We start from the raw sequence: 24,298 nt of genomic DNA, 5'->3' as shown, positions 1-24,298 counted from the left end.
GAACCGAGCCCCTAAAAAAGGGGGGCAGTGGCTTGCAGCGCCCCGGAGGCGAACCGAGCCTCAAAAAAAAGGGGGGCGGCCGCTTCACCAGGTCCTGATCCGCTCGGGCGCACCCGCGCCGTCGCGTTGCAGCAGCACCATGGCCACGTCGTCGCTGCCGCCCTGGTCCCCCACCACATGCCCGAGCAGATCGGCCAGTTCCTCGATGTCGGACGGCCCCGAGCTGACCGTCTGCCGGAGCACTTCGAGCCGGTTGCCCAGATCGATGCCGGGCAGCTCCACCAGACCGTCGGTGCACAGCAGCAGCGTCTCGCCGGGGCCCAGCACCCCGCTGGTCACCGGGTAGTTGATGCCACCGGGACCGGCGAAGTCCGCCGAGAGACCGAGCGGCAGTCCGCCGGCCGCCGCGATCCACTCGCTGGATCCGTCGGCGCGGCGCAGCAGGGCGTCGAGGTGTCCCGCCCGTACGATCCGCAGCTGACCCGTCGTCATGTCCACCTGGACGTAGGTGCAGGTGGCGAAGCGGTCGGTGTCCAGCTCGTTCAGGAACGTCGAGGTGCGGGCCATCGCGGTGGCCGGCGGGTGGCCCTCGGCCGCGTACGCCCAGAGCACCATCCGCAGCTGTCCCATGACCACCGAGGCATCGGTGTCGTGTCCCTGTACGTCACCGATCGTCACGCCCACCTGGCCGCCCGGCAGCGGGATCACGTCGTACCAGTCACCGCCGACGTTCCTGCCGAGCCGCGCGGAGCGGTAGCGGACGGCGACGCGCGCCCCGGGGACGTTGGGGATGTACCGGGGCAGCATCGCCTGCTGAAGCCCCTCGGCGAGGTCGTGTTCCTGTTCGAAGAGCATGGCGCGCTGGAGGCTCTGCGCGATGCTGCTGCCGAGCGTGACCAGCAGATTGCGTTCCTCGTCGCGGAACTCGCCGCGCTCCGGGTAGAGCAGCGCCAGCGCGCCGATCGTCCGGCCCTGGGCGATCAGCGGCAGATACGCGCCGGAGCCGACCCGCAGCGGTTCGATGACGGGCCAGAGCTCCGGGTAGCGCGTGCGGTACTCCTGCCGGGACGAGACGAAGATCGGCCGCTCGGTGCGGACCGCCTCGCTTATCGGCAGCGGTGCCTCGACCTTGGTGGATTCGAGCTGGGGGTCGTACTGGTCGGCGCGCCCCTCGGTGGAGAGCATGAGCCGGCCGCCCTCCAGCACCCCGAGGATCACGTTCACCGCTCCCAGGTGGCCGAGCGCGTCCTCGTCCCGCAGGACGCCCATGACCTCCTTGACCGTGCCGGCACTCGCCAGCAGGGCCGTCGTCCCCTCCACCACGTCGGTGAGTCTGCGGCGCCCCTCGTCCAGCTCGTTGCGCGCGGCCGCCTCGGCCAGCTCCTCGTCGGCGCCGCGCACGATGCCGATGATCCGCAGCGGCTGCTCGCCGTCGTACTTGATGTGTGCCTGGGCGTGGATCCAGCGCAGCGCGCCTCTGGCGTCGCGGATCCGGTAGTACGCGCCGTAGGAGTCCTCGTGGTCGCGGATCGACCGGTTGATGTGTGCTTCGAGGCGGGCCGCCTCGTAGGGCGGGATCTGGTCCGTGACGGTCTGGGGGCGGCTGTCGTAGCTCTCGGCGGGCAGGCCGAGGACTTCCAGCGCCGACGGGTCCAGGTGCAGCAGACCGCTGTCGTAATCCCAGTCGAAACTGCCCATGCGGTTGAGCGCGAGGCTCAAGTCCGGATGGGCGGGCCAGTCGTCCGGCAGGGACACGGCAGCCGGTCCTGCGCCCCCATCAGCCATGCGCCCAGCTTCTCATCGTTTGTCCGGTGTCACCTGTCGAGCGCGGCCCGAAACCGCTTTCCGCCGGGGCCCGTACGGAGGAGACTGCCTGTCTGCACGTCGAGCGCGTGTCATCGCTTCCGAAAGAGGACTTCGCTCCCCATGCATAAACCCGATTGCACCCCGCGTTCCAGCCCGCTGGACCACCACTACTCCGGGGAGCATCCGCTCCGGACTCTCGCCTATCTCTTCCGTCCCGACCGCCGCAGGCTGTTGCTCGCCGTGGCCGTCTTCTCCGTGAAGCACATACCGGTCTGGCTGCTGCCGCTGATCACGGCGAACATCATCGACGTGGTCGTGGACCACAAGCCGGTCGCCGAGCTCTGGTACAACGCCGGGGCCCTCGTCTTCGTCCTCGTCCTGAACTTTCCGCTCGCCGTCCTCTACTCGCGCCTGATGAGCGCCAGCATCCGCAGGATGGGCAGGGAACTGCGCTCGGCGCTGTGCCGGCGGATGCAGTACCTGTCCATCGGGTATCACGCCCGGGTCAGCGCCGGCGTCCTGCAGACCAAGGTCGTACGGGACGTCGAGGCGGTGGAGACGATGACCCAGCAGAGCGCCGACCTGGGGCTCGGCGCCATCATGACGCTGCTCGGCGGGCTCGTCGTGATCGGCTTCCGCACCCCGGTCGTGCTGCCGGTGTTCCTCGTCGTCGTACCGCTGGCAGCGCTGCTGGTGCGCAGACTGCGCTCGCGCATCCGCAGCAACAACGAGGAGTTCCGGCTGGAGATCGAACGGCTGTCGTCACGGGTCGGCGAGATGACCACGCTCATCCCGATCACCCGCGCGCACGGCCTGGAGCGCACCGCCCTGCACCGCGTGGACAACACGCTGGAGCGGGTGCTGACCACCGGGTTCCGGCTCGACGTGCTCAACGGCCGCTTCGGGTCGCTCTCCTGGATCCTGCTCAACACCATGGCGGTCGCCTGTCTCACCGGTTCGGCGCTCGTCGCCTACTACGGCTGGCTCTCCATATCGGCCGGCGACGTGGTGATGATCAGCAGCTTCTTCACCGCGCTGACCGCTTCGCTGATGACGCTGATGAATCTGACCCCGATCATCTCCAAGGGCCTGGAGTCGGTGCGTTCGATCGGTGAGGTGCTGCAGGCGCCCGACCTGGAGAGCAACGAAGGTAAGACGTCCGTCGCCGAGGTCGGCGGCCGGATCGACTTCCAGGGGATGGGCTTCCGCTACCCGGAGGCCGCCGAGCCGTCCGTACGGGACTTCGACCTGACCGTGCGGCCGGGCGAGACCGTGGCGCTGGTCGGTGCGTCGGGCGCGGGGAAGTCCACGATCCTCAATCTGCTGATCGGCTTCATCCGGCCGACCGAGGGCCGCATCCTGCTGGACGGCTCGGACATGGCGGCCCTCGATCTGCGCACCTACCGGCGTTTTCTGTCCGTCGTGCCGCAGGAGTCGATCCTCTTCGAGGGGACGATCAGGGAGAACGTGACGTACGGCCTGGAGGGCGGCGCCGACGAAACCGCCTTGCGCGAGGCCCTGGAGGCGGCCAACGCGATGGAGTTCGTGCGCAGGCTGCCCGACGGGATCGACACGGTGGTGGGGCAGCGCGGCGCGCGGCTCTCCGGCGGCCAGAAGCAGCGGCTGGCCATCGCGAGGGCGCTGATCAGGGACCCCAGGATCCTGGTGCTGGACGAGGCGACGTCCGCGCTCGACAACCGGTCGGAGGGACTGATCCAGGACGCGCTGACCCGGCTGGTCCAGGGCCGGACCGTGTTCGTGGTGGCCCACCGGCTCTCCACCATCCAGAACGCCGACCGCATCGTGGTGATGGACCAGGGCCGCATCGTCGAGGCGGGCAGCCATCATGAGCTGCTGGCGAGCGGCGGCACGTACGCGACGACGCTCCAGCCACGCAGGCTCGGCTAACGCGGGCGGGGTCCCGTACCGGGCTGAGTGCCGGTACGGGACCGCCCGCAGCGCCGTGCGTCCACCGCGGGACACCAGCCGCGCCGTCAGCTGTCGGCCGCGTCCTGCGGGAAGTCCGCCGAGTTGCCGACCTCGGCCCACTCCTCGATCTCGGCCGCCCGGGTCGCCGCCGACATCCGCGCGCTCTCCACCGCACCGGCCCCGAGGAGCAGCCGCAGCGGCGGGTCGTCGAGCCGGGCCACGTCGATGACGGCCTTCGCGGCGCGCGCCGGGTCGCCTGGCTGGTTGCCGTTGTTGGCCTCGCGGTAGCGGTTCATGGCGCCGACGGTGCTGTCGTAGTCGGCGCCGACCTCGTGCCTGCGCATGGACGAGCCCTGCCAGTCCGTGCGGAAGGCGCCGGGCTCCACGATGACGACCTTGATCCCGAAGGGGGCCACCTCGTTGCTGAGGACCTCGGAGAAGCCCTCGACCGCGTACTTGGCGGTCTGGTAGGCGCCCATCCCCGGGGTGCCGCCGACCCGTCCGCCGACGGACGAGTACTGGATGAAGCGTCCCGAGCGCTGCTCGCGCAGCACCGGCAGCGCCGCCCTGGTGACATGGACGACGCCGAAGAGATTGGTCTCGATCTGGGCGCGGTAGTCGTCCTCCGCCATCTCCTCGATGGGGGCGGAGTTGGCGTATCCGGCGTTGTTGGCGACGACGTCGAGCCTGCCGAAGGCGTCGACGGCGAGCCGGACGGCGGCGCGGGCCGCCTCGGCGTCCGTGACGTCGAGGGCGGTGGCCCTGATCCGGTCGCCGTACTTCTGTACGAGGTCGTCCAGTTGCTCGGGGCGGCGGGCCGTCGCGACCACGTTGTCGCCGTCCTCCAGGACCGCTTCGGTCAGTGCGCGGCCGAGACCGCGGGAGCTACCGGTGATCAGCCAGGTCTGAGTCATGTCTGCCTTCGTCTCACGGTTAAGCGATAGTTTTCCTCTCACTTAACGCTAACACCTGATGGGTAGGGTCTTCTTGTCGATCTTCAGCGCGAAAGGACCACGCTCCGCCATGCCGACAGCTCCCGACCCCCGGCCGACCGTCGTCACCTGGGCGGCGAGCGCCGACCGGCTCGGCGAGGCCGTCGCCGACCGCACGCACCGGCTGGTGGTCCGCACCAGCGTCGGGGGCCGGGACCTGCGTGTCCGGCTGTCGAACGCGTTCGGCGAACGTCCCGTGACCATCGGTCCGGTGTACGTCGGAACAGCCGCCGCCGGGGCCGAGGTCGGCGCGGGGACCAACCGCCCGCTCACCTTCGACGGCGCTCCGTCGGTCACGATCCCGCCGGGCGGGGCCGCGCACAGCGACCCGCTGTCCGGCCGGTTCCCCGCGCGGGCCGATCTCGCGGTCAGCCTGTACGTGTCGGACGCGGCCGGCACCGCCACGGGCCACGTACGGGCGGGGCAGACCTCGTACGTCGCCAAGGGCGACCAGGCGGCCGGGCACGGGCCGGGCCCCTACATCGAGCAGACCCAGTCGTGGCTGCACCTGGACGCGATCACCGTGCGGGCCGAGCCGGGGACGACCGCGGTGGTGACCCTCGGGGACTCGATCACCGACGGCTCGGCCTCCACGGACGACACCAACCGCCGCTGGCCGGACTTCCTCGCGCGCCGGCTGCTCGCCGACCCGGCGGGCGGCTCGGTGCGCGGCGTCGCGAACGCGGGCATCTCGGGGAACATGCTGCTCGCGGACGGATCGGGCGAGAGCGCGCTCCACCGGCTCGACCGCGACGTCCTCTCCCACGCGGGCGTACGCACCGTCGTACTGCTGGAGGGTGTCAACGACACCAAGGCGGATCCCACGCCGTCGGCGCGGTCGATGACCGCCGCGCTGGAGGAGATCGCCGCCCGTGTCGGGGCGGCGGGGCTGCGGCTGGCCGTCGGGACGATCATGCCGTTCCACGGCTGGCCGGCCTGGTCGGAGGCGGCCGAAGCCGTACGGCAGGAGGTCAACGCGTACATCCGCACGGCCGGGACGTTCGACGCCGTCATCGACTTCGACCGGACCATGCGTGACCCTCGGGACCCGCTACGGCTACTGGCGGAGTTCGACTGCGGCGACCATCTGCATCCGAACGACGCGGGCATGCGCGCGCTGGCCGAGGCGGTGGATCTCGGCGCGCTGTGAGCCGATCCATGATCCGGTCTGTGCACCGGCCCACTTGGCTGACCGGACACTCTTTTGTCATCGACGGTTCGTGTCCGTCGAGGCGCGCGGCTCGCCCGCCGGGTCGATGCGAGGGGTCCTGACGTGTTCGTAGGCCAGCGTCGTCTGCACGTCGGCCACCTCACGCCGCTCGGTGAGCCGGTCGATCACGAAGGCGTAGACGCCGTTCACGTCCGGCACCGCGACATGCAGCAGGAAGTCATGGGCGCCCGAGGTGACGAAGAGGCCGATCACCTCGGGCAGCCGCGCCGCCCACTCGCGGAACCCCTCGATGACGGGCCGGGCGGGCGGCCGGATCCGGACGGAGATGAGCGCCTGTACGGGCCGTCCCATCGCGTCGAGGTCGACCGTCGCGTGGTAGCCGGTGATCACACCGCGCTCGCGCAGCAGCTTCACCCGTTCCAGGGACGTGGAGGGCGAGACACCGGTCTTCGCCGCGAGATCACGGTTGGTCTGCCGTGCGTCGTTCTGCAACTCCCGCAGAATCGCTTGATCAATCGCATCAAATTTCACGTTGAGCCCCTTTCGGCGCACGACATGCGGAGGCTGGCGACAGATCCAGCATGTCTGCCTAGCGTATCCGCATGTCTCTTCCCCAATTGACCAGCGAAGACGTCACCACCCATGAGTCCACCCGCAAGGCCCGGCTGAAGTGGGTGATCGTCGTCGACGAGAACCTGCCCGCGGGCCGGGTGACGAACGCCGCCGCCTGTATGGCGGCGGCCGTCGGCAAGGCGCTGCCCGACCTGCTCGGCAGGGACGGCGAGGACGCGTCGGGCGTCGCGCACCCGGGACTGCCGTGGGCCGGCTGTACGGTCCTGGCGGCCGACGCCGCGACGCTGCGCCAGATCCGTACCAAGGCCGCGACCAAGGACCAGCTGCTGATCGTGGACATGCCCGAGCAGGCGCAGACCTCGCGCGTCTACGACGAGTACCTCGGTCTGATCGCCGAGGCCGAGAGCGACACCCTCGACTACCTGGCCGTCAGCCTGGTCGGCCCGCGCAACACGGTCGACCGGCTCGTCGGCAGGCTCGCCCTGCTGCGCTGATCCGGGGAAGTTTGGGCTCTGGCGCGATCGGTTCGGCATTGATCCGTTACCGAGCGTGAGTCGCGGCGTTGAACGTGCGTGAAGGCCGCACAACAGGCGGCCGTGTTCGAAACGTTCAAGGAGTTCTTTATGTCGCGTATCGCGAAGGCAACCGCCGTCCTGGTCGGCACCGGCGCCGTGCTGGCCGGCGGCGCCGGAATGGCCGCCGCTGACGCCGGTGCGGGCGCCGCCGCCGTCGGTTCCCCCGGCGTGCTGTCCGGCAACCTGCTCCAGGTGCCGGTGCACGTGCCGGTCAACCTGTGCGGCAACACCGTCGACGTCGTCGGTCTGCTGAACCCGGCCTTCGGCAACCAGTGCGCCAACATCTCGGGCGGCCACGACCACGGTGGCGACGAGGGCGGCTACGGCGGCTGAGCCCCACCCCGCTGACCGGCGGCCTCCCGCGTCCCGCGCGGGGGGCCGCCGTTTCCCTGTCCACCGACGGTCAGGGATCAGACCTCGTAGCGGTAGAGGCTCTTGTGGTCGAGGAGCGCGGACGGCCGTACGTCCCACGGGGGCATCGTCTCCTCCAGGCTGATGACCCGGCCGCTCTGCCGATCGTCCTCGGGGAGTCTGCGCTTCGGCAGATAGGTCGCCTTCGGATGCTTCTGCTGCCAGCGGTCCCAGAGCAGGTCGACGAAGGCGTGGTGGAGCCAGAAGACCGGGTCGTTGGGCGAGGCGGCGCCCAGCATCTCCCCGCCGACCCAGCGGTGGACCCGGTTGTGGTTGAGCCACGGCTGTCTGCCGCCGCCGGTCGTCCATCCTTCGAGCCGGTTGCGGAAGCCCTTGGCCGGAGTCGAGTCCCAGGGCGCCACGTCGTACACGCTCTCGTTCAGCGCGCTTGCCAGCTCGGCCTTGGTGGGCAGCACGATCGGGTCGCGGGGGCGGCCGAGGTCGCGGGTGAGGAACCTGTCGTCCGTGACATTGCCGCTGATGGTCCAGTACCCCGCCGAGTACGCGAAGGGCCCGGTCATGACCTGCTGGTCGGACGAGCGGCCCGTACCGCCGAGGAAGTCCTCGCTCCAGAGTGCGGCAGCGGGCGTCCGGTCGACCGTCCAGTCCCAGTACGGGACGGTCACCTTCGGGTCGATCTCGCGCAGCGCGCCTTCGAACTCCAGCAGGAAGCGCCGGTGCCACGGGAAGAACGACGGGGTCATGTGCGCGGCGCGCAGGCCGTTCTCCGCGTCCGGGACGTAGAACTCGGTGTGCGTCTGGACGAAGTCCTCGTACCTGCCGCGCCGTTTGAGCTCCAGGATCGCGCCGACGAAGCTCCTGCGCTCGGCGGCGGTGAGGTTCCGCTGGTTCTTTCTGGTGTACATCCGGTGGGTGCCTTTCCCGCAGTCGCGCTGTCAGATGTCCGAGTGCTCGGGCGGTCGGCTGTGGTGTGTCATCGGTCCCGAGAGCGACAGCCGGGCTCCGCGCAGGTCGTCGACGGCCGCGCGGGCCGTTTCGAGCAGGGTCGGGAACGACTCGTAGTGGTTGACCACGCTCAGATAGCTGCCGTCGGCGCGGCGCATGACGTGCAGGGGCCGGCCGTCGATCCGTACCTCCGGGGTCTCGAACACCACGGTGATCTGCCGGCCCTGGTACATCTCGTCGATGACGGCTCCCGCCGCCGGTTCCGTGCGGCGCGGGCCGGCGCCGGTGAGCCGGCGGCCCGCGTTCACGATGGGGGCGAGCGCCGCCGTGGTGGCGGTGACGACGCCGAGGGTGAACACCGAACGGAGCAGCGCGCGCCGGGTGCGGCCCCCGGCCGGCGGCGGCGCGTCCGCCGGGGGTTCGGGCGGTGCCACGGGTACGGTTCTCGGCTCCAGCTCGATTCCGACTGCCATCACGGCTCCGCTCATCGGTGTACGGGACAAGGGCCAGGGCCCCGAACCGGTCAACGAGACGGCGGCGAAACAGTTATCCGCCGAGGCGGGGCCGTGCGGCATGTGCCGTACCGATACGTTCGGCGTGCCGTGTGCGGTCCTGAACGGGGTAGACGGGTCTGTACTGATGAAACGGCACCGTGAGGACGCAGGAGGCAGCGTGTCCGCCGAAGAGAGCGCGGGGCGTAGCGGGTCGGGCGGGGGTACGCGCCGGGCCAGGCTCGTCGGTGCGCTGCGCCGTACGCCCGTCGCCATGTGGAACGACGACGCGACGGACCGGGCGGCGGCTCTCACGTACTACTCGGTGCTGGCGATCTTCCCTGCGCTGCTCGTGACCGTCTGTTCGATCGGCCTTGCGGGGCCGGGCGCCAACGGGCAGCTGACCGCCCAGGTGACCTCCATCGTCCCCGCCCAGTCGCAGGCGCTGGTGCGCGGCATCCTGGACGGGATGGCGCAGCAGCGGTCGGCGGCCTGGGTGCTCGCGTCGGCGGGCGCGGTGGGCGCCCTGTGGTCGGCCTCCAGTTATCTGGGGGTCTTCCGGCGGGCGCTGCACATGATGCACGGCGCGGTGGATCACCGGCCGCCGTGGCGTACCGCTCCGCGCATCGTGGTGGCGGCGTGCGCGCTGCTCGCCCTGCTGGTGACGAGCGCCTTCACGCTGGTCCTGACCGACGACGCGGCGGACGGGCTCGGCCGGATCCTGGGCGTGGGCAGTGCGGTGAGCGTGGCGTGGAGCGGGCTGAAGTGGCCGCTCATGCTGGCGCTGGCCGCCGTGCTGGTGCTGATCGTGTTCCGTACGGGCCCGCCGGGTACACGCGGGCTGCGCCGCGCCCTGCCGGGCGGCGTGGTCGCCGTGGTGTTCTGGCTGCTGGTCTCGGCCGGGTTCGCGCTCTACACGGCCCACGCGGCGCAGTACAACCGGCTGTACGGCTCGCTCGCCGGCACCATCGTCTTCCTCGTGTGGCTGTGGCTGAGCAATCTGTCGCTGCTGTTCGGCGCGCAGTTCAACGCGGAGCTGGCCAGGTCCAGGAAGCCCGCGCCGCCGGCGGCCGGCGCCGGCACTCCCGTGCCGTCGCCGACCACGTCGTCCGCGGCCGAGGCGGAGACCCGCTCGTCAGACGCTGACCTCCACGAGCTCAAGGTCCGTCAGGCCGGCCAGGGCGCGCAGCTCGGGCAGTAGCCTGCCGGTGGCCAGCGCCCAGTGGTGGCCGACCCCGCTCGCGCTCCAGGCGTCGGTCCACTCCCCCGGGTCGCAGCCGAAGTCCACGCGCGACGTGGTGTTGCCGATCTCCAGCAGGGGCCCGTCCACGACCTCGCCCTCGGCCGCGACCAGCCGGAACCTGCCGTCGCGGCTCTGCCCGAGGCCGACCAGGGTGACCGGGCCGTGGCGTACGTCGAACTCGACGGACACGCCCCAGCCGCGTTTGCCGTGGTAGACGCCGAGCCCCCGCAGCAGCGGTTTGCGGGCGCTGATCGCCAGGTGTCCCGGCCCGTCGTGGCCCATCTCGACCACCCCGGCGGTGAAGTCCAGCGCCTGCAGCTCGGTGAAGGAACCGCCCGCGCCGAGCCGGTCGACGATCAGCATGGCCAGTGACGTGCGCAGTTCGTACTCGCCGCAGGCGGGGATGCCCCGGGCGGTGAGCAGGGACGAGCCGAGGATCATGCCGGCGCCGAGCCGTTCGTGGATCTCGCCGCCCAGTCCCCGGTGGTAGTAGGCGAGGGAGTCCAGATCGAAGTCGGCGACCATCTTGTCCAGGCCGACGGCGACCTTCGCCGCCCAGCGCAGATCGTCCTCGACCACCGTGTCGGCGAGGGTGAACAGCTCACGCGTCTCGTCCAGCTTGGCCGTCAGCTCGCTGTCGGAGACCTGGTCCACCCGCACCCGCAGGTCGTCGAATTCCAGGACCTCCATATGGCCGCCGAGGTGTGCGGTGACCATCGTCGGGTCGGTGGAGACGTCGTACATCCCCGGGTAGAGGTGCCCCATCAGCCCGTGCCGGCCGCCCCGGAGCACCGAGCGGACCGACGCGGCGCGGATCCAGCGTCCGATCCGCTGCCAGGCCCGCTCGTCCTCCAGATAGCCGGAGACGGAGCGGAAGGGCACGCCGACGCGTTCGAAGGCGTTCGCCATCTCCGGCAGCGGACAGGCGCCGCAGTACGCCAGCCACTGTCCGGTGTCGAAGGTGGCGTGGTCCATCGACTCGGTGGGCTGGAGATTGATCAGCAGCACCGGCGCACCGCTGCGCTGCGCGACGGGCACGAGCATGCTCGCCGTCATGTACGTCGTCAGGAACCCGACGATCAGGTCGCAGCCCGCCGCCCGCAGCTTCTCGGCCGCCGCCGCACCCTCCTGGGCGTCGGAGATGAAGCCGACGTCGATCACCTCGGCGTCGAACTCCCCCATCCGCTCGGTCACCCGGGCCGCCGAGCGCCGCAGCTGCGGCAGCAGATCGGGGAACTGCGGCCAGTAGGCGCCGAGGCCGCCCGCGACCAGTCCGATCCTGGGTCGGCGGGCGACGGCCGGGGTGCGTGTGTGCGTGGTCATCTCAGAAATTGAACTTGTCGATGTTGTTCTTGTCGAACACCGTCGGCTTGCCGAGGATGACTTCGCCGTCCTTCCCGATGGTGTACTCGCCGAGCTTGCCGGCCTTGAACTTCTCACCCTCGGCGCCGGTGACCTGGCCGGACGCCAAGGCTGCCGCCGCGTACGAGCCGAGGTAACCCAGCTCCTCGGGGTTCCACAGGGAGAACTGCTCGACGGTGCCGTCCTTGACGTACTTGCGCATCTGGTTCGGTGTGCCGAGACCGTTGAGGACGACCTTGCCCTTGTACGACGAGTCGTCGAGGTAGCGCGCCGCCGCGGCGATGCCGACGGTGGTGGGCGAGATGATGCCCTTGAGGTCGGGGTACGCCTGGAGCAGCCCCTGGGTCTGCTGGAAGGACTTCTGGTCGGCGTCGTCACCGTAGGCGACCTTGACGAGCTTCATGTCCTTGTACTTGGGCAGCTTGAGTTCGTCCTTCATGAACTCGATCCAGGTGTTCTGGTTCGTCGCGTTCTGCGTGGCCGAGAGGATCGCGAACTTGCCCTTGTAGCCGAGCTGTTCACCGAGGTGCTGGACGAGGCTGCGGCCGATCTCCTCCGAGCTGGCCTGGTTGATGAAGAGCTGGCGGCACTCCTTGGCGGTGTCGGAGTCGTACGAAACGACGCTGATCTTCTTCGCCATGGCCTGCTTGAGCGGGCCGCAGACCGCGTTGGGGTCGTTGGCGGCGATCAGGATGGCGTCCTGCCGCTGCTGGATGAGTGTGTTGATGTAGGAGACCTGGGAGGAGGCACTTGCGTCGGAGGGGCCGACCTCCTTGCCGGTGGCGCCGTACTCCTTGGTGGCGGCGATGCCCGCGTCGTCCACGATCTTCTCGTACGGGTTGTTGATCTGCTTGGGCAGGAACGCCAGCTTCAGCCCCTTCTTCAGCGGGGCCTTCGGGTCGGCCTTGGCGGCGCCGCCCGCACCGGCGCCCGCGCTCGACGTGTCCTTGTCCGCGCTGTCCTTGGTGGTTCCCCCGCACGCGGTCAGGGATACGGCGAGGGCGCAGGCGGTGGCTGCGGTGACAACCGCGCGACGCCGGGCAATGGAACGGATCATCATGAGGGCCGGGACCTTTCGGGCTCAGGAGGTGCGGGACGACGTGCTGGACACGGGGCTGGGTGCCGTGGGCGGTGCGGGTGCGGTGCCGGCTCTGCGGTGACGGCGTTCGACGGCGGCGGCGACGATCCGCGGTGTGAGCACGGAGGCGACGAGCAGCAGTCCGGTCACGATGACCTGGACCTCGTTCGGGACGTCGTTGAGGGTGAGCAGGTTCTTCAGGACGCCGATCAGCAGCACACCGGCGACGGCGCCGAAGAGTGTGCCCTTGCCGCCGTCGAAGTCGACGCCGCCCAGCAGGACGGAGGCGATGACGAGCATCTCGAAGCCCAGGCCGTTGTCGGCGCGGGCACTGCCGTAGCGCAGGGTGAAGACGACCCCGGCGAACGACGAGACAAGACCGGTGACGACGAACAGGATCAGCTTGAAGCGCTTGACCCGGATACCGGCGAAGTAGGCGGCGTCCTCCTGCGCGCCGATGGCGAACAGGGACCGGCCGAACGACGTGGCGTGCAGCACCACCGCCGTGATGACGGCCAGGACGATGAACAGGACGACCGGGTACGTCAGGAACGTACCGGGGACCGTGGTGGTGTCGACCGCCCAACGGGAGTAGTTCTGCGGGAAGTCGGTGACCGCGTCACTGCCGAGCGCGACGGACGCGAGACCCCGGTAGAGGGCGAGCGTACCGATGGTGACGGCGAGCGAGGGCAGCCCTACCCGGGTCACCAGCCAGCCGTTGAGCAGGCCGCCGGCGACCCCCACCAGCAGAACGACGGGCACGATCGTCTCGAAGGCCCAGCCGGCGTTCCACAGCGCCCCGGTCAGGGCGCTGCCGAGACCGAGCATGGACGCGACGGACAGATCGATCTGGCCTGCCACCACCAGCAGCGTCATCGGCAGGGCGATCAGGGCGACTTCGGAGATGTCGTTGAAGGCGAAGGCCAGATTGCCGCTGGAGGCGAACCCGTCGGTGGTGCCGAGGCCCACCAGGAACACCGCCACCAGCAGTACTCCGACCGCGGTGTCCCAGCGCAGTCCCACCGACCTGACGAACTCGCCGGTCGTCGGGCGCGACGTGCCGGACCTCGGGGGCTCCGTCGGCTTGTCGAGCGACGGCGTCCCCGGCTTTCCCGGTGTCTCAGGCACCGTTGCCATGGCGGGCGCTCCTCTTCCTCAAGGCCGCTGTCATCCGCAGGCCGACGATCCGGTCGACGCTGATGGCCGCGAGGAGCAGCGCGCCGGTGATGGCTCCTTGCCAGAACGCGTCGACCTTGAGGACGACCAGCGCGCTGCCGATGGTGGTGAGCAGGAGCGCGCCGAGCGCCGCTCCCCAGACGGTGCCGGTGCCGCCGGTGATGGCCACACCGCCGACCACCACGGCGCTGACGACGGTCAGTTCCCAGCCGTGCGCGTTGTCGGCGACGACCGTCCCGAAGCGGGCCAGCCACAGCGTCCCGGCGAATCCCGCGACGGCGCCGGAGAAGACGTACGCGGCGAGGATCCGGCGCCGGATGGGGATACCGGCGAGCCGGGCCGCCTCCGGGCTCGACCCGATCGCGTACAGCTCCCTGCCCGAGCGGTAGACCCGCAGGTAGTACGCGGTGGCGGCGAGCAGCACGGCGGTGATGAGCGGCAGATACGGAATGCCGACGATGCTGCCGCTGCCCAGGGAGAGGATCGGGTCGGGCACGTCGGCGGCGCCGATCTGGTCGCCCTGCGCCCACCAGTAGTCCAGGCCCTGGATGATGTAGAGCATCCCGAGCGTCACCACCAGCGCGGGCACCCTGCCGAAGCTCACCAGCGCTCCGCTGACCAGTCCGCACACCACACCGATCGCGATGCCGAGCAGCATCACCACGAGCACCCCGTGATCGGTGCCCGCGACGAACTTGCCGCAGGCGAAGGCCGAGAGGCCGACCACCGAGCCGACCGACAGGTCGATGTTGCGGGTCACGACGACCACCGACTGGCCGACGGCGAGCAGGACCAGGATGGACGCGTTCAGCAGCAGGTCCTTGATGCCCTGGTCGTCGAGGAAGCGCGGGTTGGAGATCCAGGTCCCGAGGATCAGCAGCACCAGCGCGCCGGCGATGCTGATCTCCCTGGCCCGGAAGACCGCGTCGACCAGCGAGCGCGCCGAGCCGTCGTCCTTCGTCGTGGCCGTGGGTTCGTCCAGCACAGTCGTCATGCCGCCGCCTTCGTCCCACGGCCGGTGGCCGCCGCCATGACCGTCTCCTCGGTGGCTTCCGCCCTCGGTATCTCCGCGGCGATGCTGCCCTCGTGCATGACGAGGACCCGGTCGGCCATGCCCAGCACCTCCGGCAGGTCGGACGAGATCATCAGCACCGCGAGCCCGTCGGCGGCGAGCGCCGACAGCAACCGGTGCACCTCGGCCTTCGTACCGACGTCGATGCCGCGGGTCGGCTCGTCCACGATCAGTACGGCGGGCTCGGTGGCCAGCCACTTGGCCAGCACCACCTTCTGCTGGTTCCCGCCGGACAGCACGCCCGCCGGGTCGGTGAGCCTGCCGTACTTGAGCTGGAGGCGTACGGCCCAGTCGGCGGCCCTGCCGCGCTCCAGCGCCCGGCTGACGAGCCCGCCCTTGCCGAGCTGGTCGAGACCGGTCAGGCCGATGTTGCGGGCGATGGACATCTCCATCACCAGACCCCGCTGTCTGCGGTCCTCGGGAACCAGCGCGAGCCCCGCCGACATCGCGGCGGTCGGTGAACCGGCCGCCAGCTTGCGGCCGTTGACATGGACCTCGCCTGCGTCCGCCCGGTCCACACCGAACACCGCCTGGGCGACCTCGCTGCGTCCCGCGCCGACCAGTCCGGCCAGCGCGACGATCTCACCGCGCCGTACGTCGAAGGTGATGTCCCGGAAGACGCCCTCCCGGGTCAGTCTGCGGACGGACAGGGCGACTTCGCCGACGTCCGCGGCCTGCTTGGGGTAGAGATCGCCCAGATCGCGGCCGACCATGGCACGCACCAGGCCGTCCTCGGTCAGTTCCGCCACTTCCTGGGACGAGATCCAGCGCCCGTCGCGCAGCACGGTGACGCGCTGGCACAGCTCGAAGATCTCCTCCAGCCGGTGGGAGATGAACAGCACGGCCGCGCCTTCGGCCCGCAGCGTCCGGACGACCGAGAACAGCCGTGCCGTCTCGCTGCCGGTGAGCGCCGCTGTCGGCTCGTCCATGATCAGGACGCGGGCGTCGAAGGAGAGCGCCTTGGCGATCTCTACGATCTGCTGGTCGGCGATCGACAGACCGCGCGCGGGCCTGCCCGGGTCGAGTTCGACCCCGAGCCGCTTCATCAGGGCCGCCGTGCGCTCCCGTACGGCGGCGCGGTCGATACGGCCGAGCGATCTGCGCGGCTGGCGGCCCATGAAGATGTTCTCGGCGATGGACAGATCGGGAAAGAGCGTCGGTTCCTGGTAGATGACGGCGATGCCGGCGTCCCGCGCGTCGGCGGGGCCGTGGAAGACCACGGGCCGGCCGTCGAGCAGGACCTGCCCGGAGTCCGGTCTGTGCACCCCGGCCAGTGTTTTGATCAGGGTGGACTTGCCCGCGCCGTTCTCGCCGGCGATGGCGTGCGCCTCACCGGCGTCAAGCCGCAGGGAGACGTCCCGCAGCGCTCGTACGGCACCGAAGGACTTACTCACATCCTTCAGGGCCAGAACCGGGACGGTACCCGTGACTGGCTGGTTCATGGGGCTCCTCAGCGATGGGGGTTCGGCGCGCCGACCGCCATGAAAGGTTTCAATAAAGTTTCTCGGACGGTAGGGCCAACCGCGGGCCGCGTCAATGGTTCGCGCAGAATGTTTGCCGACATGTTCGGAAGTCCAGTTCGAATGGGCCTGTCCAGGGCGTGGGGTCTTGACACACCCTTGCCCGCCTCCCTAACTTCCCATCCGTGAATCGATTCATGACATCTCCCTCGAATGTGCCCGCCGTGAAAGCCGCGCTGACGTCACAGGCCGTCGAGACGGCGTCGTGGGCGTTCGCGAATTCGGGCACCCGCTTCAAGGTGTTCGCGCAGCCCGGCGTGCCGCGCACGCCCGAGGAGAAGATCGCGGACGCGGCGCGGGTGCACGCGCACACCGGCGTCGCGCCGACCGTGGCGCTGCACATCCCCTGGGACCGGGTGGACGACTACGGCGCACTCGCGGCGCACGCCCGCGAACTGGGAGTGCGGCTGGGTGCGATCAACTCGAACGTCTTCCAGGACGACGACTACAAACTGGGCTTTGTGACGCATCCGGACCCGGCGGTGCGCCGCAAGGCGCTCGGCCATCTGCTGGAGTGCGTCGACATCATGGACGCCACCGGCTCGCGCGATCTGAAGCTGTGGTTCTCCGACGGCATCAACTACCCGGGGCAGGACGACATCTCGGCACGCCAGGGCCGGCTCGGCGAGGCCCTGGCCGCGGTGTACGAGCGGCTCGGCGACGGACAGCGGATGCTGCTGGAGTACAAGCTGTTCGAGCCCGCCTTCTACGCGACGGACGTGCCGGACTGGGGCACGGCGTACGCGCACTGCCTCAGGCTCGGCCTGAAGGCGCAGGTCGTGGTCGACACGGGCCATCACGCGCCGGGCACGAACATCGAGTTCATCGTCGCCGTGCTGCTGCGCGAGGGGAAACTCGGCGGCTTCGACTTCAACTCCCGCTTCTACGCGGACGACGACCTGATGGTGGGCGCCGCCGACCCGTTCCAGCTGTTCCGGATCATGTACGAGGTGATACGTGGCGGCGGCTTCACCTCCGACACGGCGTTCATGCTCGACCAGTGCCACAACATCGAGCCGAAGATCCCGGCGATCCTGCGCTCCGTGATGAACGTCCAGGAGGCCACGGCCAAGGCACTGCTGGTGGACGCGGACGCGCTCGACGCCGCCCAGCGGTCGGGCGACGTCCTCGCGGCCAACGCGGCCATGATGGACGCGTTCAACACCGACGTACGCCCGCTCGTCGCCGAGGTACGGGACGAGTTGGGGGCCGACGCGGACCCCGTGGCCGCCTACCATGCGTCGGGCTACGGCGAGCGGATCGTGGCCGAGCGGGTCGGCGGTGTCCAGGCGGGCTGGGGAGCCTGAACGGCGGCCGTGCCGCACATATGATGGTCACGTGACGCAGACGGTGGGCATCAAGGATGTGGCCCGGCTGGCCGGGGTTTCGGTCGGTACCGTCTCGAACGTGCTCAACCGGCCGGAGAAGGTGTCGGAGGGCACCCGGGTGCGGGTGCGCGCCGTCATCGACGAGCTCGGTTTCGTACGCAGCGAGACAGCCAGACAGCTCCGGGTCGGCACCAGCCGGATCCTGGCCATTCTCGTGCTCGACATGGCGAACCCGTTCTTCGTCGCCGTCGCCAAGGGCGCCGAACGGGCCGCCAGGGAGGCCGGGCTCGGGGTGATGCTCTGCAACAGCGCGGGCAGCGCCGCCGAGGAGGCCGAGTACCTGTCGCTCTTCGCCGAACAGCGGGTGCGTGGCGTGCTGTTGACCCCCGCCGACCCGACCGGCGGCAATGTGCGGGAGTTCGCCCGCCAGCGCATCCCGTACGTGCATGTGGACCGGGCGGTGGCGACCGCCGACGGCTGTTCGGTCTCGGTGGACGACGTGGCGGGCGGCGCGCTCGCCGTGCGGCATCTGCTCGCGTCCGGGCACCGTTCGGTGACGTACATCAGCGGCCCGATGGAGCTGCCGCAGTGCCGGGACCGCCGGATCGGCGCGCTGAGCGCGCTGCGCGAGGCCGGCCTGTCCGACGACGCGCTGCGCCAGGTGGAGACGGCCCGGCTCGACGTGGCGTCCGGGATCGACGCGGGCGCGCGGCTGCTGGGCCTCGCCGAGCGGCCGACCGCCGTGTTCTGTGCCAACGACCTGCTGGCGCTCGGGGTGTTGCAGGCCATGTACGGCGCCGGGGTCAATGTGCCCGATGACGTATCGATCGTGGGGTACGACGACATCGAGTTCGCCGCCGCCGCTGTCGTACCGCTCACGTCGGTGCGTCAGCCGGCCGACCGGATGGGGCGTACGGCCGCCAGGATGCTGATGGACGAGACAGGTCCGGACGCGGCCGATCACACGCACAGCTCCGTGGTGCTCCAGCCGGAGCTGGTGGTCCGCAGCTCGACGCGCCGCCGGGTGCCCTGAGATACGGGTCCAAGTCCGGAGGCAGGACGTCGGGTGACCAAGAGTCAACAGGACGGCTCCGCGCACGCGGTGGCCTTGGCCGTGGCGAAGGCGGCTGTCCGCGAAACCGGTGTGCCGGGTCTCAGCTACGAGCGTGAACTGCTGGGCGCCGAGGTCACGTTCTACACCGCGCGGCGGGCGGCCCGTATCTGATCATGTCGGCCCGCTCGGGCAGCCCGCTGGCGCGTACACATACCGCGACCGGTCGACGCGATCAGGGCCCCGATCGTAGCGGGCCTCTTGATGTGAACCCGACACTGTGTCATATATGTCTAGACCATTGCCGCCGTAAGGGACGACCGACGGAGGACACGGCCATGAGAAGGACCCTCAGCCTCACCGCACTCGTCTCCGCCGCCGTCCTCGGCCTCGCCGCCTGTGGCGGCAACGCCGGGGACCCGCTCCCGTCCGCCCCTGCGGGCGTCACGGCCCAGGCCGGCAGTGCCACCACCGTCCATGTCATGTGGCGCGGAGCGACCGGCGCCGCCCACGTCAGCGGGTACGAGGTGTACCGGGGCGGCCGGAAGGTCAAGAACGTCCCGGCCGGCCAGACCATGGTCGACATCGTCGGGCTGACGCCGTCGACCTCGTACACCTTCACCGTCCTGGCCAAGGACGCCGAAGGCCGCCGCTCACCGCACAGCGGCGCGAAGGCCGTCACGACACCGGCCGCCGTCGCCGAGGACACCACGGCCCCGGCGAGGCCGACGGGACTGAAGGGCCGCAGCGCGGGCCCCCGGGGCGCGCGCCTGAGCTGGCACCGGCCCAAGGACGGCCGGGACATCACCTCGTACGACATCCAGCAGGCCGGCACCAAGATCCACAGCGTCGACGGCGCCGCCGCCTCCGCACAGATCACCGGGCTGCGCCCGGGCACCCGCTACCGTTTCACGATCACCGCGAGGGACGCGGCCGACAACGCGTCGCCGGTGAGCGGCGCCGTCGAGGTCACGACCCCGCACGGCCCCGCCGACGATCCGGACACCCGGCCGGCCGACTTCCGGGTCACGACGCACGACGCCGACGGCGGGCACTATCTCGACCTGTCCTGGCAGCCGCCCGACACCGGCGGCACCGTCACCTCCTACCAGATCTATCTCGACGGCGCCTTCGCCACGACGCTCGTCTGGGGCGGCGAGGCGCCGAGCGGACGCGCCACCTACAGCGTGTACGCGGGTGCGGGCCCCGGCGTCGGGTACCGGGTCAAGATCCGCGCCCAACTGCCGGACGGCGACTGGGGAGCCTTCTCGGCGGAACGCACCGTCGTCACCCCGGCCGGCCGGACCTGACAGCCGCCCCAGCACTTCCGCACCCCTTATCCGAGCATGCCGACCCGGTAGTTCCCCGCGGGCTGCTGAATGATGACGTTCCCCCGGTTGAAGGCGTTGATGATGGCGATCTGGGAGATCAGTGCGGCGAGCTGGTCCTCGTCGAAGTGCTTGGCGGCATTGGCCCACACCTCGTCGCTGACGCCACCCGCCGCGTCGGCGAGCCGGGTCCCCTGCTCCGTCAGTTCCAGCGCCGCACGCTCGGCCTCGGTGAAGACCGTCGCCTCCCGCCACGCCGCGATCAGATGGAGCCGCACGGCGCTCTCGCCGGCCGCGGCCGCTTCCTTCGTGTGCATGTCGAGGCAGCCCGCGCACCCGTTGATCTGACTCGCGCGGATCTTCACCAGCTCCTGTGTCGCGGCCGGCAGCGTCGACTCCACGATCGCCTGGTTCGCCGCGATGATGTGCTTCCAGACCTTGCTTCCGACCGGGTTGCCGAACACGTTCATACGGGCATCCATGGTGGACTCCTCCGTCGTTGTCGATGCCTACACCCCTACGACGAGACAGCCCGGCACGCTGTGACATGGACGGAAGGCACCCCCTCACACCGAGGCGCCCGCAGGTCTGCCGCCCTTCCTGATCCCCAGCCGGCTCAGCAGCCCCGCCCGCTGACCACGGCGGACCGCCGGTGCGGGACCGGGGCTCGGATCGGGCCCGGCCTTGCTTCCGGGGGCGGGCCGCAGCGCGCGGGCCTCTTCCAGCAGCCCGGCCAGACTGGTCCTGTGCCACTCGATCTCGTCCGGACGGTCCGCCACCAGCAGCTCCCGCAGCGCCGCCTGTCCGGCCTCGGTCGCGGGTCCGCCGGGGGCGAGCACCGGCCGTAGCCGGTCCAGATACGCCCGCTCGAAGGAGTCGGACACGACCTCCGCCAGCTGCGCGTCGTCCAGGACACTCCCGGCGCACGCGGCCCGTTCCCAGGGGTCGTCGCGCTCATTCAGCAGGAGGCCGACACGCCTGCCCCGCCAGTTGCGCGGTCTGCGGTCCTCGCCTGAGTCGAGGAGGGCGCGCAGCGGCGGCGGCAGAGGGCCGGTGAGCAGGGTGGATTCCGCGGCGCCGAACTCCGCCAGCTCCGCGGCGAGATACAGCCAGACGACCGCACGGTAGCGGTTGAGGTAGAAGCGCACCGGGATCAAAAACCCGGCCCGCGCCAGCCGGGTGAAACGCCCGGGGCTGATGCCGATGAGCGCGGCCCCCTCAGCCGTGCCCACCGTACGGACCCGCTCGCGCAGCGTGTCGGGAAATCCCTCGACGGCTCGCAGACGGGCGATCTCCTGCCCGGCCACCCGTCGTCGGCCGCTGCCCGTCCCGGCGGTCGTACGGATGTGGCCCAGCTGGACGGCGAGTTGGAACTCGCCCCGTTTCAGTTCCAGTTCACGCGCGGCCCTGACGACTCCGACGTCCTGGGCGCTGGCGCTGACAACAGTCATGATGTGGTCTCCCCCGTGAGCTTCCCTTACTCTCGGTGACGACCGTAGCGCGTTCGCCGCCCCCGCCGAGCGGCCTGTGGATAACTCCGGAGGTCCGGCGCGAAGCGCCGGGAAGCAGCCCGCTCAGAGGCCGCTGACCGCTGGGTTTCCCGGCTGCCTCGCGGCGACACCCAGATGTTCGCCGACCCGGTTGACCATGAGGGTCATCTCGTAGGCGATCTGGCCGACGTCGGCCTCGGCGGCGCTCAGCACACACAGGCAGCTGCCGTCGCCCGCCGCGGTGACGAAGAGCAGCGCGTCGTCGAACTCGACCATGGTCTGCCGCGCCCTGCCGGCCCTGAAATGCCGCCCCGAGCCCCTGGCAAGACTGTGCAGACCTGACGAGACGGCGGCGAGATGCTCCGCGTCCTCACGGGCAAGACCGGAACTGGCTCCCGTCACCAGTCCGTCGTTGGACAGCACCAGCGCGTGCCGTATGTGCTCGACCCGTTCCGTCAGGTCGTCCAGCAGCCAGTCCAGTCCCTTTTCCAACACCATTCATGCCTCCACGTTCATATGTTCACCATGCAGCGACGGCCGTAAGCCTTTCGCACGGGCCGCCTGCGGGCAAGCGGTCCAGACGGATACGCCGGGGCGCGTCGCACCGCCCCCGGACAGCTCCGGGGGCGGAAAATGCGGGCATGGCTTCCAAGATGAACGAAGAAGAGTGGCGGGCCTTCCTCTCCGAGGGCACCCGCACCGCCAAACTGTCCACCGTGCGGGCCGACGGCACCCCGCACATCGCACCTGTCTGGTTCGTGCTCGACGGCGACGACCTCCTCTTCAACACCGGGAAGGAGACGGTGAAGGGGAAGAACCTGCTGCGCAGCGGCCGGGTCGCGATCTGCGTGGACGACGAACGCCCGCCCTTCGCCTTCGTGGTGGTCGAGGGCCCGGTCGAAGTGAGCGAGGACCCCGACGAGTTGCTCGCTTCCGCCGTCCGGATCGCCGAGCGCTACATGGGCAAGGAACGGGGGCGCGCGTTCGGCGAGCGCAACGGCGTGCCCGGCGAACTGCTCGTGCGCGTCCGCATGGAGAAGGTCATCGGCACAGCGGATCTGACCGGCTGACGCACCGCTCCACCGGAGCGCTCGCCCCCGCCCCTGCCTCTCAGGCGGCGGGTGCGAGCCCTTCCACAGGACCCGAGAGCAGGGCCTTGGCGGCGCGGCTCGTGTCGTCCGCCAGCACCTCGCTCTCGCCCTTCTCCAGTGCGACGACCACCTCGCGCGCCACGTCGCGAGGGTCGCCCTTGGCGACGTCGAGGTCACGGATCATGTCCGTGTCGGTGTACCCGAGGTGGACGCCGAGCACCTGGGTGCCCGCGGGTGCCAGCTCCAGCCGGAGCGAGTTCGTGATGGACCAGAGCGCGGCCTTCGTCGCCCCGTAGCCCCCGAAGCCCGGCAGCCAGGACAGCGCCGAGTGGATGTCGACGAGCGCCCCGCCGCCGTTGGCGGCCAGGATCGGGGCGAAGGCCCTTGCGACGCGCAGCGCGCCGAAGACGTTCGCGTCGAAGAGCGCCTTCACATCGTCGATCTCCGACGAGATGAGCGGGTCGGCCCCGCCGATCCCGGCGTTGTTGATGACGACGGTGACATCGCCCGCCACGCGTGCCAGCTCGGTGACCGACTGCTGGTCGGTGACCTCCAGCGGCAGCGGCACGATACGCGGATCGTCGTCGGGGACGGGCGTGCGTGCGGTGACATAGACCTTGGCGGCTCCCGCCTCCAGCAGTTCCCGCGCGAAGGCCTTGCCGAGACCGCGCTGCCCGCCGGTGACCAGTGCGATGGCTCCATTGATGGTGGTCATGGTCGTTCTCCTCAATTCTCACAGCGACAGAGGCGTCTGCCGTTTACCTATGTCGAGCATGCTGGCACGGAGCGACATAGTCAAGTACGATTCACCTATGTCTTGGCCGGCCAGTGAACGATACGAACTGCGTACGGCTCCCGCCGGGCTCGCCCTGGTGCAGGAGCTGATCAACACGCGCGCGATCGCGTCGTACGCCCCTGATCTGCTGGCCGAGCGGGAGTCCGCCCAGCGCTGGCTGTCCGACGTGGCGAACGAATGGGCCCGGGTCCATGACCTCGTCACTCCGGACGTCACCCTGACCGCTGCCGACCCCGCCGCGCTCCGCGGTCTCCGGGCCACTTTCGGCGCCATGGCGCACCGGGAGGAAACGCCGGAGCGCCCGCGCCCCGGCGCCGACGTCACCGCGCGGCTCGACACCGACGCCGAGGGCCAGGTGATCATGGTTCCGGTCGGCTCGGGAGCGCGCTGGCTGGAGGCCGCCCTGTGGTCCGAGACGCTGCTCGCCCAGCGTGCGGACACCTGGCGCCGCCTCAAGGTGTGCCGTAACCCGGAGTGCGCGTCCGCGTTCTACGACACGTCCCGCAACAACAGCGGCGTCTGGCACAACGTGCGCACCTGCGGCAATGCCGCCAATCTCCGGGCCTCACGGGAGCGCAGACGCGCGCGGGGATGATGTGCGGGGATGATGGAGGCATGGATGACGACCACACGCATGTGCGGGAGTTCTTCGGCCCCCGCGCGACGGGCTGGGACACCCGTTTCCCCGACGACGGACCGGCCTACGCGGCTGCCGTCGCCGATCTGGGGGTCAGCGACGGGGACGCCGTGCTGGACGCGGGCTGCGGGACAGGACGGGCCCTGCCGGCCCTGCGGGCCGCCGTGGGCAGCCGCGGCACCGTGCTCGGCGCCGACCTCACCCCCGAGATGCTGGGCGCTGCCGTACGGGCGGGGCGGCACCACGACGCGCGGCTGCTGCTGGCCGACGCG

At 70.3% G+C, this 24,298-nt stretch carries 26 protein-coding genes; 12 read left to right on the top strand and 14 right to left on the bottom strand.

The window, feature by feature from the left end; genetic code table 11:
• Window positions 1–84: 84 nt before the first annotated feature.
• Window positions 85–1,785 carry a SpoIIE family protein phosphatase gene (locus tag HY68_RS29190; RefSeq protein WP_078863847.1) on the bottom strand — a complete coding sequence of 567 codons (1,701 nt, stop codon included), beginning with the start codon at window positions 1,783–1,785 and terminating at the stop codon, window positions 85–87.
• A 141-nt stretch (window positions 1,786–1,926) separates the two neighbouring features.
• On the opposite strand from HY68_RS29190, the gene HY68_RS29185 reads away from it, so the two are divergent.
• Window positions 1,927–3,714, top strand: a complete 1,788-nt coding sequence (locus tag HY68_RS29185) for an ABC transporter ATP-binding protein (RefSeq protein WP_041994475.1) — start codon at window positions 1,927–1,929, stop codon at window positions 3,712–3,714.
• An 86-nt stretch (window positions 3,715–3,800) separates the two neighbouring features.
• Here the strand turns inward: HY68_RS29185 and HY68_RS29180 are convergent, their stop codons facing one another.
• On the bottom strand, window positions 3,801–4,649 hold the full coding sequence (locus HY68_RS29180) for an oxidoreductase (protein WP_041994472.1): 849 nt from the start codon (window positions 4,647–4,649) through the stop codon (window positions 3,801–3,803).
• A gap of 109 nt (window positions 4,650–4,758) precedes the next feature.
• Here HY68_RS29180 and HY68_RS29175 point away from each other — a divergent pair, with 109 nt between their 5' ends.
• Complete coding sequence (locus HY68_RS29175; RefSeq protein WP_157874420.1) at window positions 4,759–5,877, top strand: SGNH/GDSL hydrolase family protein; 1,119 nt, start codon at window positions 4,759–4,761, stop codon at window positions 5,875–5,877.
• Window positions 5,878–5,934: 57 nt separating this feature from the next.
• Here HY68_RS29175 and HY68_RS29170 read toward each other — a convergent pair whose 3' ends face one another.
• Window positions 5,935–6,429 (bottom strand): Lrp/AsnC family transcriptional regulator, encoded by a 495-nt coding sequence (locus HY68_RS29170; protein WP_041997512.1) that lies wholly within the window; start codon window positions 6,427–6,429, stop codon window positions 5,935–5,937.
• Between the two features lie 71 nt (window positions 6,430–6,500).
• Between HY68_RS29170 and HY68_RS29165 the strand changes: the two genes are divergently transcribed.
• Window positions 6,501–6,965, top strand: a complete 465-nt coding sequence (locus HY68_RS29165; protein ID WP_041994466.1) for a DUF2000 domain-containing protein — start codon at window positions 6,501–6,503, stop codon at window positions 6,963–6,965.
• A 129-nt stretch (window positions 6,966–7,094) separates the two neighbouring features.
• Window positions 7,095–7,379 (top strand): chaplin, encoded by a 285-nt coding sequence (locus HY68_RS29160; RefSeq protein ID WP_041997510.1) that lies wholly within the window; start codon window positions 7,095–7,097, stop codon window positions 7,377–7,379.
• A 77-nt stretch (window positions 7,380–7,456) separates the two neighbouring features.
• On the opposite strand, the gene HY68_RS29155 is transcribed toward HY68_RS29160, so the two are convergent.
• Both HY68_RS29155 and HY68_RS29150 read right to left on the bottom strand, forming a co-directional pair.
• Complete coding sequence (locus HY68_RS29155) at window positions 7,457–8,323, bottom strand: tyrosinase family protein (RefSeq protein ID WP_041994463.1); 867 nt, start codon at window positions 8,321–8,323, stop codon at window positions 7,457–7,459.
• 30 nt (window positions 8,324–8,353) lie between these two features.
• On the bottom strand, window positions 8,354–8,836 hold the full coding sequence (locus HY68_RS29150; RefSeq protein ID WP_041994460.1) for a tyrosinase family oxidase copper chaperone: 483 nt from the start codon (window positions 8,834–8,836) through the stop codon (window positions 8,354–8,356).
• 199 nt (window positions 8,837–9,035) lie between these two features.
• On the opposite strand from HY68_RS29150, the gene HY68_RS29145 reads away from it, so the two are divergent.
• Window positions 9,036–10,055, top strand: a complete 1,020-nt coding sequence (locus HY68_RS29145; RefSeq protein WP_063779685.1) for a YihY/virulence factor BrkB family protein — start codon at window positions 9,036–9,038, stop codon at window positions 10,053–10,055.
• Here HY68_RS29145 and HY68_RS29140 read toward each other — a convergent pair.
• From HY68_RS29140 to HY68_RS29120, 5 genes are all read right to left on the bottom strand, one after another.
• A complete protein-coding gene (locus HY68_RS29140; protein ID WP_041994457.1) occupies window positions 9,990–11,420 on the bottom strand; it encodes an L-fucose/L-arabinose isomerase family protein in 1,431 nt (476 codons plus the stop codon). The two genes, HY68_RS29145 and HY68_RS29140, sit on opposite strands and share 66 nt — an antisense overlap.
• 1 nt (window position 11,421) lies before the next feature.
• The gene (rhaS, locus tag HY68_RS29135) at window positions 11,422–12,519 is read right to left on the bottom strand and encodes a rhamnose ABC transporter substrate-binding protein (protein ID WP_041994454.1); all 1,098 of its coding nucleotides are present in this window, start codon (window positions 12,517–12,519) and stop codon (window positions 11,422–11,424) included.
• Between the two features lie 21 nt (window positions 12,520–12,540).
• Window positions 12,541–13,560 (bottom strand): ABC transporter permease, encoded by a 1,020-nt coding sequence (locus HY68_RS29130; protein WP_041997505.1) that lies wholly within the window; start codon window positions 13,558–13,560, stop codon window positions 12,541–12,543.
• Window positions 13,561–13,657: 97 nt separating this feature from the next.
• The gene (locus HY68_RS29125) at window positions 13,658–14,707 is read right to left on the bottom strand and encodes an ABC transporter permease (RefSeq protein ID WP_041994451.1); all 1,050 of its coding nucleotides are present in this window, start codon (window positions 14,705–14,707) and stop codon (window positions 13,658–13,660) included.
• A complete protein-coding gene (locus HY68_RS29120; protein WP_041994448.1) occupies window positions 14,704–16,227 on the bottom strand; it encodes a sugar ABC transporter ATP-binding protein in 1,524 nt (507 codons plus the stop codon). The genes HY68_RS29125 and HY68_RS29120 overlap by 4 nt, the downstream gene beginning before the upstream one ends.
• Before the next feature lie 215 nt (window positions 16,228–16,442).
• Here HY68_RS29120 and rhaI point away from each other — a divergent pair, with 215 nt between their 5' ends.
• The 4 genes from rhaI to HY68_RS29105 all read left to right on the top strand — a co-directional run bounded on the left by rhaI (window position 16,443) and on the right by HY68_RS29105 (window position 19,994).
• On the top strand, window positions 16,443–17,612 hold the full coding sequence (gene rhaI / locus HY68_RS29115) for an L-rhamnose isomerase (RefSeq protein WP_041994446.1): 1,170 nt from the start codon (window positions 16,443–16,445) through the stop codon (window positions 17,610–17,612).
• A 31-nt stretch (window positions 17,613–17,643) separates the two neighbouring features.
• Entirely contained in the window at window positions 17,644–18,666 is a 1,023-nt protein-coding gene (locus tag HY68_RS29110; RefSeq protein ID WP_041994444.1) for a LacI family DNA-binding transcriptional regulator, read from the top strand.
• Between the two features lie 33 nt (window positions 18,667–18,699).
• The gene (locus tag HY68_RS42990; RefSeq protein WP_157874419.1) at window positions 18,700–18,858 is read left to right on the top strand and encodes a hypothetical protein; all 159 of its coding nucleotides are present in this window, start codon (window positions 18,700–18,702) and stop codon (window positions 18,856–18,858) included.
• 164 nt (window positions 18,859–19,022) lie between these two features.
• The gene (locus tag HY68_RS29105; RefSeq protein ID WP_041994441.1) at window positions 19,023–19,994 is read left to right on the top strand and encodes a fibronectin type III domain-containing protein; all 972 of its coding nucleotides are present in this window, start codon (window positions 19,023–19,025) and stop codon (window positions 19,992–19,994) included.
• Window positions 19,995–20,020: 26 nt separating this feature from the next.
• On the opposite strand, the gene HY68_RS29100 is transcribed toward HY68_RS29105, so the two are convergent.
• From HY68_RS29100 to HY68_RS29090, 3 genes are all read right to left on the bottom strand, one after another.
• The gene (locus HY68_RS29100; protein WP_041994438.1) at window positions 20,021–20,494 is read right to left on the bottom strand and encodes a carboxymuconolactone decarboxylase family protein; all 474 of its coding nucleotides are present in this window, start codon (window positions 20,492–20,494) and stop codon (window positions 20,021–20,023) included.
• Between the two features lie 84 nt (window positions 20,495–20,578).
• Window positions 20,579–21,463 (bottom strand): DUF6397 family protein, encoded by an 885-nt coding sequence (locus tag HY68_RS29095; RefSeq protein ID WP_041994435.1) that lies wholly within the window; start codon window positions 21,461–21,463, stop codon window positions 20,579–20,581.
• 123 nt (window positions 21,464–21,586) lie between these two features.
• Window positions 21,587–22,000, bottom strand: a complete 414-nt coding sequence (locus HY68_RS29090) for a roadblock/LC7 domain-containing protein (protein ID WP_041994433.1) — start codon at window positions 21,998–22,000, stop codon at window positions 21,587–21,589.
• Between the two features lie 143 nt (window positions 22,001–22,143).
• On the opposite strand from HY68_RS29090, the gene HY68_RS29085 reads away from it, so the two are divergent.
• Window positions 22,144–22,572 (top strand): PPOX class F420-dependent oxidoreductase, encoded by a 429-nt coding sequence (locus HY68_RS29085; RefSeq protein WP_041994430.1) that lies wholly within the window; start codon window positions 22,144–22,146, stop codon window positions 22,570–22,572.
• Window positions 22,573–22,612: 40 nt separating this feature from the next.
• Here the strand turns inward: HY68_RS29085 and HY68_RS29080 are convergent, their stop codons facing one another.
• Window positions 22,613–23,308, bottom strand: a complete 696-nt coding sequence (locus tag HY68_RS29080; protein WP_041994427.1) for an SDR family oxidoreductase — start codon at window positions 23,306–23,308, stop codon at window positions 22,613–22,615.
• 97 nt (window positions 23,309–23,405) lie between these two features.
• On the opposite strand from HY68_RS29080, the gene HY68_RS29075 reads away from it, so the two are divergent.
• The gene (locus tag HY68_RS29075; RefSeq protein WP_041994425.1) at window positions 23,406–23,984 is read left to right on the top strand and encodes a CGNR zinc finger domain-containing protein; all 579 of its coding nucleotides are present in this window, start codon (window positions 23,406–23,408) and stop codon (window positions 23,982–23,984) included.
• 20 nt (window positions 23,985–24,004) lie between these two features.
• A partial coding sequence (locus HY68_RS29070; protein WP_041997502.1) for a methyltransferase domain-containing protein occupies window positions 24,005–24,298 on the top strand: 294 nt, incomplete at its 3' end.

The sequence above is a fragment of the Streptomyces sp. AcH 505 genome, from assembly GCF_000818175.1.
In the GTDB taxonomy this organism is placed as follows: Bacteria; Actinomycetota; Actinomycetes; order Streptomycetales; family Streptomycetaceae; genus Streptomyces.
This window is presented reverse-complemented; position numbering and strand designations above follow the sequence as displayed.

What these genes read in the sequence shown, in the direction of transcription:
- HY68_RS29160 (WP_041997510.1), top strand. Translation starts at nt 7,095, where the DNA reads ATGTCGCGTATCGCGAAGGCAACCGCCGTCCTGGTCGGCACCGGCGCC.
- HY68_RS29190 (WP_078863847.1), bottom strand. Translation starts at nt 1,785, where the DNA reads ATGGCTGATGGGGGCGCAGGACCGGCTGCCGTGTCCCTGCCGGACGAC.
- HY68_RS29100 (WP_041994438.1), bottom strand. Translation starts at nt 20,494, where the DNA reads ATGGATGCCCGTATGAACGTGTTCGGCAACCCGGTCGGAAGCAAGGTC.
- HY68_RS29085 (WP_041994430.1), top strand. Translation starts at nt 22,144, where the DNA reads ATGGCTTCCAAGATGAACGAAGAAGAGTGGCGGGCCTTCCTCTCCGAG.
- HY68_RS29095 (WP_041994435.1), bottom strand. Translation starts at nt 21,463, where the DNA reads ATGACTGTTGTCAGCGCCAGCGCCCAGGACGTCGGAGTCGTCAGGGCC.
- rhaI (WP_041994446.1), top strand. Translation starts at nt 16,443, where the DNA reads ATGACATCTCCCTCGAATGTGCCCGCCGTGAAAGCCGCGCTGACGTCA.
- HY68_RS29105 (WP_041994441.1), top strand. Translation starts at nt 19,023, where the DNA reads ATGAGAAGGACCCTCAGCCTCACCGCACTCGTCTCCGCCGCCGTCCTC.
- HY68_RS29090 (WP_041994433.1), bottom strand. Translation starts at nt 22,000, where the DNA reads ATGGTGTTGGAAAAGGGACTGGACTGGCTGCTGGACGACCTGACGGAA.
- HY68_RS29080 (WP_041994427.1), bottom strand. Translation starts at nt 23,308, where the DNA reads ATGACCACCATCAATGGAGCCATCGCACTGGTCACCGGCGGGCAGCGC.
- HY68_RS29155 (WP_041994463.1), bottom strand. Translation starts at nt 8,323, where the DNA reads ATGTACACCAGAAAGAACCAGCGGAACCTCACCGCCGCCGAGCGCAGG.
- HY68_RS29140 (WP_041994457.1), bottom strand. Translation starts at nt 11,420, where the DNA reads ATGACCACGCACACACGCACCCCGGCCGTCGCCCGCCGACCCAGGATC.
- HY68_RS29120 (WP_041994448.1), bottom strand. Translation starts at nt 16,227, where the DNA reads ATGAACCAGCCAGTCACGGGTACCGTCCCGGTTCTGGCCCTGAAGGAT.
- HY68_RS29125 (WP_041994451.1), bottom strand. Translation starts at nt 14,707, where the DNA reads ATGACGACTGTGCTGGACGAACCCACGGCCACGACGAAGGACGACGGC.
- HY68_RS29150 (WP_041994460.1), bottom strand. Translation starts at nt 8,836, where the DNA reads ATGGCAGTCGGAATCGAGCTGGAGCCGAGAACCGTACCCGTGGCACCG.
- HY68_RS29185 (WP_041994475.1), top strand. Translation starts at nt 1,927, where the DNA reads ATGCATAAACCCGATTGCACCCCGCGTTCCAGCCCGCTGGACCACCAC.
- HY68_RS29175 (WP_157874420.1), top strand. Translation starts at nt 4,759, where the DNA reads ATGCCGACAGCTCCCGACCCCCGGCCGACCGTCGTCACCTGGGCGGCG.
- HY68_RS29075 (WP_041994425.1), top strand. Translation starts at nt 23,406, where the DNA reads ATGTCTTGGCCGGCCAGTGAACGATACGAACTGCGTACGGCTCCCGCC.
- HY68_RS29165 (WP_041994466.1), top strand. Translation starts at nt 6,501, where the DNA reads ATGTCTCTTCCCCAATTGACCAGCGAAGACGTCACCACCCATGAGTCC.
- HY68_RS29180 (WP_041994472.1), bottom strand. Translation starts at nt 4,649, where the DNA reads ATGACTCAGACCTGGCTGATCACCGGTAGCTCCCGCGGTCTCGGCCGC.
- rhaS (WP_041994454.1), bottom strand. Translation starts at nt 12,519, where the DNA reads ATGATGATCCGTTCCATTGCCCGGCGTCGCGCGGTTGTCACCGCAGCC.